Source organism: Kosakonia sp. CFBP8986, from assembly GCF_034044935.1.
In the GTDB taxonomy this organism is placed as follows: Bacteria; Pseudomonadota; Gammaproteobacteria; order Enterobacterales; family Enterobacteriaceae; genus Kosakonia; species Kosakonia cowanii.
This window is the reverse complement of record NZ_JAXCXB010000003.1, coordinates 640593-647260: the sequence shown is the minus strand read 5'-3', so window position 1 is coordinate 647260 and position 6668 is coordinate 640593. Positions and strand designations below refer to the sequence as shown.

7 protein-coding genes are annotated in these 6668 nt (G+C 55.2%); 6 read left to right on the top strand and 1 reads right to left on the bottom strand.

Annotated elements, in window-relative coordinates; genetic code table 11:
* Positions 1-319: 319 nt before the first annotated feature.
* On the bottom strand, positions 320-886 hold the full coding sequence (gene gmhB / locus SOM48_RS09700; RefSeq protein ID WP_076768864.1) for a D-glycero-beta-D-manno-heptose 1,7-bisphosphate 7-phosphatase: 567 nt from the start codon (positions 884-886) through the stop codon (positions 320-322).
* Positions 887-1078: 192 nt separating this feature from the next.
* Here gmhB and metN point away from each other — a divergent pair, with 192 nt between their 5' ends.
* The 6 genes from metN to proS all read left to right on the top strand — a co-directional run bounded on the left by metN (position 1079) and on the right by proS (position 6659).
* Positions 1079-2110 (top strand): methionine ABC transporter ATP-binding protein MetN, encoded by a 1032-nt coding sequence (gene metN, locus SOM48_RS09695; protein ID WP_054802831.1) that lies wholly within the window; start codon positions 1079-1081, stop codon positions 2108-2110.
* On the top strand, positions 2103-2756 hold the full coding sequence (gene metI / locus SOM48_RS09690) for a methionine ABC transporter permease MetI (protein ID WP_288880567.1): 654 nt from the start codon (positions 2103-2105) through the stop codon (positions 2754-2756). Before metN ends, metI begins: the two co-directional genes overlap by 8 nt.
* 40 nt (positions 2757-2796) lie before the next feature.
* A complete protein-coding gene (locus SOM48_RS09685; RefSeq protein ID WP_042713897.1) occupies positions 2797-3612 on the top strand; it encodes a MetQ/NlpA family lipoprotein in 816 nt (271 codons plus the stop codon).
* A gap of 107 nt (positions 3613-3719) precedes the next feature.
* Entirely contained in the window at positions 3720-4127 is a 408-nt protein-coding gene (gene rcsF, locus SOM48_RS09680) for an Rcs stress response system protein RcsF (RefSeq protein ID WP_139567574.1), read from the top strand.
* On the top strand, positions 4124-4831 hold the full coding sequence (gene tsaA / locus SOM48_RS09675; RefSeq protein WP_320511844.1) for a tRNA (N6-threonylcarbamoyladenosine(37)-N6)-methyltransferase TrmO: 708 nt from the start codon (positions 4124-4126) through the stop codon (positions 4829-4831). The genes rcsF and tsaA overlap by 4 nt, the downstream gene beginning before the upstream one ends.
* Positions 4832-4940: 109 nt before the next feature.
* On the top strand, positions 4941-6659 hold the full coding sequence (gene proS, locus SOM48_RS09670; RefSeq protein WP_042713892.1) for a proline--tRNA ligase: 1719 nt from the start codon (positions 4941-4943) through the stop codon (positions 6657-6659).
* The last annotated feature ends 9 nt before the right edge of the window (positions 6660-6668 follow it).

Here is a 6668-nt window from a genome sequence, read left to right as displayed (position 1 = left end):
CGTGAGACTTGGTATTCATTTATCGTCCGAGGACGTTAAGAATCCATGTCACCTGAGTGCCCACACAGATTGTCTGATAAATTGTTAAAGAGCAGTTGCGACGCGCTTCAGCGCTCTGTCGCGAGGTGGCGTATATTACGCTTTCCTCTTTCAGAGTCAACCCTGAATTTCAGGATTTTTTCTCTTCCGACTTAACGTCGCTGCAAGCTGTTGTTTGCTTAGCGCCGTGTCGATGGAGGCGCATTATAGGGAGCCTACGAGGAATGACAAGCGGAAAAATGCATTTTTATTTTAACCGCTCATCTTTTCAACATAACGGCTATTTTTGGTGCTTTTTAATCGCTGCAGGCAGCTCCGCAAGGCTATTTAGCACCCAATCTGCACTTTTTTCCGCCTCTGGCGTTACTGGCTTACCGGTACGCACCAGCACTTTCGTGCCGACGTTCGCTGCCGCACCCGCCTGCATATCTTCCATTTTGTCGCCCACTATATAAGAAGCGGCCATATCAATGTTCAGGAAGTCACGCGCAGAGATCAGCATACCCGGCTGCGGCTTACGGCAATCGCACTCCTGGCGATACTCCTCTACGCTCGCCTCAGGATGGTGCGGGCAATAGTAGATACCATCAAAATCGACATCGCGATCGGCAAGAGACCAGTCCATCCATTCGGTCAGCGTTTCAAATTGCGCTTCACTATATAAGCCACGCGCAATACCAGACTGATTGGTGACGAGCACCAGCGCATAGCCCATCGCTTTTAATTCACGCATGGCATCAATGACGCCATCGATAAACTCGAAGTTATCGATCTCATGAACATAGCCGTGATCGATGTTAATCGTGCCGTCACGATCGAGAAAAATAGCGGGTACTAAAGTTGCCAAAGGTTTACTCCTGATAAAGGCCGTGTTGCGGCGTAGTATCTCATGTTTCGCTACGCAGGAAAGTGCTCATCATAACAGCGCGACATTGATTTAGACGTCTGGATGCCTTACCATCCGCTCTGTTTACGGCTATTTCCCGTAACCGGCAGAACAAAATGCCACGGCTCACTCTTATACGATAAAAATAATCTAATGATTAAACTTTCGAATATCACCAAGGTGTTCCAACAGGGAAACCGCAAAATTCAGGCGTTAAACAACGTCAGTCTGCATGTGCCTGCTGGCCAAATATATGGCGTGATTGGCGCATCTGGCGCAGGGAAAAGTACGCTGATTCGCTGCGTAAACCTGCTTGAGCGCCCGTCACAAGGCAGCGTGCTGGTCGACGGTCAGGATCTGACCCAGCTCTCTGAAGCGGAATTAACCAAAGCGCGCCGTCAAATCGGCATGATCTTTCAGCACTTCAACCTGCTCGCTTCCCGCACGGTGTTCGGCAACGTAGCGCTGCCGCTGGAGCTGGATAACACCCCGCGCGAAGAGATTAACCGCCGCGTTAAAGAGCTGCTCGATCTGGTCGGCCTCGGCGATAAGCACGACAGCTACCCGGCCAACCTCTCCGGCGGGCAGAAACAGCGTGTCGCCATCGCCCGTGCGTTAGCCAGCAATCCAAAGGTGCTGCTGTGCGATGAAGCCACCAGCGCCCTTGACCCGGCAACGACCCGCTCGATTCTTGAATTATTGAAAGACATTAACCGTCGCCTGGGGCTGACCATTCTGTTGATCACCCATGAGATGGACGTGGTGAAGCGCATCTGCGACTGCGTGGCGGTAATCAGCAACGGCGAATTGATTGAGCAGGATACCGTCAGCGAAGTCTTCTCCCATCCGAAAACGCCGCTGGCGCAGCAGTTTATCCAATCGACGCTGCATCTGGACATCCCCGAAGACTATTTACAGCGTTTGCTGCCTGAGCCGCAGGCGGATAGCGTTCCGATGCTGCGCATGGAGTTTACCGGCCAGTCGGTAGACGCGCCGCTGCTGTCGGAAACCGCCCGTCGTTTCAATGTGAATAACAATATTATCAGCGCGCAGATGGATTACGCCGGTGGCGTGAAGTTCGGCATTATGCTGACCGAAATGCACGGCACCGCGCAGGATACGCAGGCGGCCATCGCCTGGCTGCAAGAACACCATGTAAAAGTAGAGGTACTCGGTTATGTCTGAGGCAATGATTTGGCTCTTCGCCCGCAGCATCTGGGAAACGTTGTTTATGACCTTTGCCTCAGGCCTGCTCGGTTTTGCCGTTGGCCTGCCGTTCGGCGTATTACTTTATGTGACCCGTCCCGGCCAGATTATGCAGAACCTCACGCTCTATAGCGCGATTTCGGCCACGGTCAACATCTTCCGCTCTATCCCCTTTATTATTCTGCTGGTGTGGATGATCCCCTTTACCCGCGTCATCGTTGGCACCTCGATCGGCCTTTACGCGGTGATTGTGCCGTTGACCGTTGGCGCAGCGCCGTTTATCGCCCGTATGGTAGAGAACGCCCTGCTTGAACTGCCAGCAGGTCTGATTGAAGCATCCCGCGCAATGGGCGCAACGCCGATGCAGATCATCCGCAAGGTATTGCTGCCGGAAGCGCTGCCAGGGTTAATCAATGCCGCAACCATTACGCTTATCACGCTGGTCGGTTACTCAGCGATGGGCGGTGCCGTGGGCGCGGGCGGTCTTGGCCAGTTAGGTATTCAGTACGGCTATGTCACCTATAACCCATTAGTAATGAACACGGTTTTAGTATTGCTTGTGGTTTTGGTTTACTTAATTCAATTCGCGGGCGATCGTATCGTCCAGGCTGTGACGCACAAATAACGTTACACAACATAACGACTCTGACAGTAAGGAATAACTGATGGCTTTTAACTTCAAGACCTTTGCCGCCGTTGGCGCACTGATCGGCTCCCTGGCGCTGGTTGGCTGCGGCCCGGATGAAAAAGATCCGAATCACATCAAAGTCGGTGTGATTGTTGGTGCTGAGCAGCAAGTCGCGGAAGTGGCGCAGAAAGTAGCAAAAGAGAAGTATGGCCTCGATGTTGAACTGGTCACCTTTAACGACTACGTGCTGCCGAACGAAGCACTGAGCAAAGGCGATATCGACGTTAACGCCTTCCAGCATAAACCGTACCTCGATCAGCAGATCAAAGATCGCGGCTTCAAACTGGTACCGGTCGGCAACAGCTTTGTCTACCCTATCGCAGGCTACTCGAAAAAGATCAAAGCGATCTCTGAACTGCAGGATGGTTCTCAGGTTGCCGTTCCTAACGATCCGACCAACCTTGGCCGTGCCCTGCTGCTGCTGCAAAAAGAGGGTCTGATCAAACTGAAAGATGGCGTTGGCCTGATGCCGACGGTGCTGGACGTTACTGAAAACCCGAAAAACCTGAAGATAGTTGAGCTGGAAGCACCGCAGCTGCCGCGCTCACTGGACGATGCGCAGATTGCGCTGGCGGTGATCAACACCACTTATGCCAGCCAGATTGGCCTGACCCCAGAAAAAGACGGCATCTTTGTTGAAGACAAAAACTCTCCGTACGTAAACCTGATCGTTGCGCGTGAAGATAATAAAGACGCGGAAAACGTGAAGAAATTTGTGCAGGCGTTCCACTCTGACGAAGTCAGCGAGGCCGCCAACAAAGTCTTTAACGGCGGCGCGGTGAAAGGCTGGTAATCTCATCAGTCTGTAATATCATTCAGGGCGGGCGAAAGCCCGCCTTGTCATTTGGGCACGCCCTTGTTTCAATACGGCGTTAAGAAAATTTTTGTGAGGATACTTTTATGCGTGCTTTCCCGATCTGTCTATTAGCACTCACGCTGAGCGGCTGTTCGTTGCTAAGCAGATCACCTGTCGAACCCGTGCAGAACAGCGCAGCGGAACCCAAAGCAGAGCCGCAAAAAGCGAAAGTCGCACGCGCCGCTCCCGTTCGCATTATTACCAACGCAGAAGAGCTGGTCGGCAAGCCGTTCCGCGATCTCGGTGAAGTGACCGGCGAATCGTGCCAGGCCAGCAACCAGGATTCACCGCCGAACATCCCTACCGCCCGTAAACGCCTGCAGATCAACGCCTCGAAAAAAGCCAAAGCGAATGCCGTCCTGCTGCATAACTGCGAAGTCACCAGCGGCACGCCAGGCTGCTACCGCCAGGCGATCTGTGTCGGCTCTGCCCTGAATATTTCGGCCAAATGAGTCATTTTGCTTTCGAGCAAATCGGCGTTATTCGCTCACCCTACAAAGAGAAGTTCGCTGTCCCGCGCCAGCCAGGCCTGGTGAAACACGGCGGCGGCGAACTTCACTTGCTGGCGCCCTACAACCAGCCCGATGCGGTTCGCGGCCTGGAGGCGTTCAGCCACCTGTGGGTGCTGTTTGTTTTTCATCAGACGATGGAAGGCGGCTGGCGCCCAACGGTGCGGCCTCCGCGCCTCGGCGGCAATGCCCGCATGGGCGTCTTTGCCACCCGCTCGACGTTTCGCCCCAATCCCATCGGCATGTCGCTGGTCGAGCTGAAGGGCATCCGCTGCCATAAAGATGAGGTGATCCTGCAACTCGGCAGCCTCGACCTGGTCGATGGCACGCCGGTGGTTGATATCAAACCCTACCTCCCCTTTGCAGAAGCGCTGCCCGACGCGCAGGCAAGCTATGCACAGCACGCCCCCGCCGCGACTGTCGCCGTAACCTTTGCACCTGAACTTGCACCGTCGCTCGTCCTGCTGGAGAAACGCTTTCCGCACTTTGCCGCGTTTGTGCAGGAGGTGCTGTCGCAGGATCCGCGCCCGGCCTACCGCAAAGAGGAGGAGCCGGGGAAAACCTATGCCGTCTGGCTGCATGATGTGAATGTCCGCTGGCGCGTTGTCGACGGCGGTTTTGAAGTGTTTGCCCTTGAACCACGCTAATTTTGAGCCCCTCTCTTTTGGCATCTCTGCCGGGCTGATAAACTAAACCACTTTTTTGTGTCAGGCCGCTTCCGGCCTGCTCCAATTGTCCAAATGGAACCGTAACAACATGCGTACTAGCCAATACTTGCTCTCTACTCTGAAAGAGACGCCTGCCGACGCCGAAGTGATCAGCCACCAGCTGATGCTGCGCGCCGGGATGATCCGCAAACTGGCCTCCGGGTTGTACACCTGGTTGCCGACCGGTCTGCGCGTCCTGAAAAAAGTCGAAAACATCGTGCGTGAAGAGATGAACAACGCCGGTGCGATTGAGGTGTCCATGCCGGTCGTGCAGCCAGCCGACCTGTGGCAAGAGAGCGGTCGCTGGGAGCAGTACGGTCCGGAACTGCTGCGTTTTGTCGATCGCGGCGAGCGCCCGTTCGTGCTCGGCCCGACCCACGAAGAGGTGATCACCGATCTGATCCGCAACGAGCTGAACTCCTATAAACAGCTGCCGCTGAACTTCTTCCAGATCCAGACTAAGTTCCGCGATGAAGTGCGCCCGCGTTTCGGCGTGATGCGCTCGCGCGAATTCCTGATGAAAGATGCTTACTCTTTCCATACCTCTCAGGAGTCGCTGCAAGAGACCTATGACGCGATGTACGCCGCGTACAGCAAAATCTTCAGCCGTATGGATCTCGATTTCCGCGCGGTGCAGGCAGACACCGGCTCCATCGGCGGTAGCGCATCCCATGAGTTCCAGGTGCTGGCGCAGAGCGGCGAAGATGATGTGATCTTCTCTGACTCCTCCGATTTCGCCGCCAACATTGAGTTTGCCGAAGCGCTGGCACCGAAAGCGCCGCGCGCGGCTGCCACGCAGGAGATGACGCTGGTCGATACGCCAAATGCGAAGACCATCGCCGAGCTGGTTGAGCAGTTCAACCTGCCGATTGAGAAGACCGTTAAAACCCTGCTGGTGAAAGCCGAAGAGGGTGCCAGCGCGCCGCTGATTGCGCTGCTGGTGCGTGGCGATCACGAGCTGAACGAAGTGAAAGCGGAAAAACTGCCGCAGGTTGCCAGCCCGCTGACCTTCGCCACCGAAGAAGAGATCCGCGCGCTGGTCAACGCTGGCCCGGGCTCGCTCGGCCCGGTTAACCTGCCGATCCCGGTAGTGATTGACCGTACCGTTGCCGCCATGAGCGACTTCTCTGCGGGCGCCAACATCGATGGCAAACACTACTTTGGCATCAACTGGGATCGCGACGTGGCGACGCCGGAAGTGGCGGATATCCGCAACGTGGTAGCAGGCGATCCAAGCCCGGACGGCAAAGGCACCCTGCTGATCAAACGCGGTATCGAAGTGGGTCATATCTTCCAGCTCGGCACCAAATACTCTGAGGCACTGAACGCCGCCGTACAGGGTGAAGATGGCCGCAACCAGATCCTCACCATGGGCTGCTACGGTATCGGCGTGACGCGCGTTGTCGCGGCTGCCATTGAGCAGAACCACGACGATCGCGGCATCATCTGGCCGGACGCGATTGCTCCGTTCCAGGTTGCCATTCTGCCGATGAATATGCACAAGTCCTACCGTGTGCAGGAGCTGGCGGAAAAACTCTATGCCGATCTGCGCGCGCAGGGTATTGAAGTGCTGATGGACGATCGTAAAGAGCGTCCGGGCGTGATGTTTGCTGATATGGAACTGATCGGCATTCCGCACACCGTGGTGATTGGCGATCGCAACCTCGACAATGACGATATCGAATACAAATATCGTCGCAGCGGCGAGAAGCAGATGATCAAAACCGGCGATGTGCTGGATTACCTGGTAAAAGCCATCAAAGGCTAAACCAATTAA

Bases quoted from the DNA above. Each gene is read 5' to 3' on its own strand.
- metN (WP_054802831.1), top strand. From the start codon at position 1,079: ATGATTAAACTTTCGAATATCACCAAGGTGTTCCAACAGGGAAACCGC.
- metI (WP_288880567.1), top strand. From the start codon at position 2,103: ATGTCTGAGGCAATGATTTGGCTCTTCGCCCGCAGCATCTGGGAAACG.
- SOM48_RS09685 (WP_042713897.1), top strand. From the start codon at position 2,797: ATGGCTTTTAACTTCAAGACCTTTGCCGCCGTTGGCGCACTGATCGGC.
- rcsF (WP_139567574.1), top strand. From the start codon at position 3,720: ATGCGTGCTTTCCCGATCTGTCTATTAGCACTCACGCTGAGCGGCTGT.
- tsaA (WP_320511844.1), top strand. From the start codon at position 4,124: ATGAGTCATTTTGCTTTCGAGCAAATCGGCGTTATTCGCTCACCCTAC.
- proS (WP_042713892.1), top strand. From the start codon at position 4,941: ATGCGTACTAGCCAATACTTGCTCTCTACTCTGAAAGAGACGCCTGCC.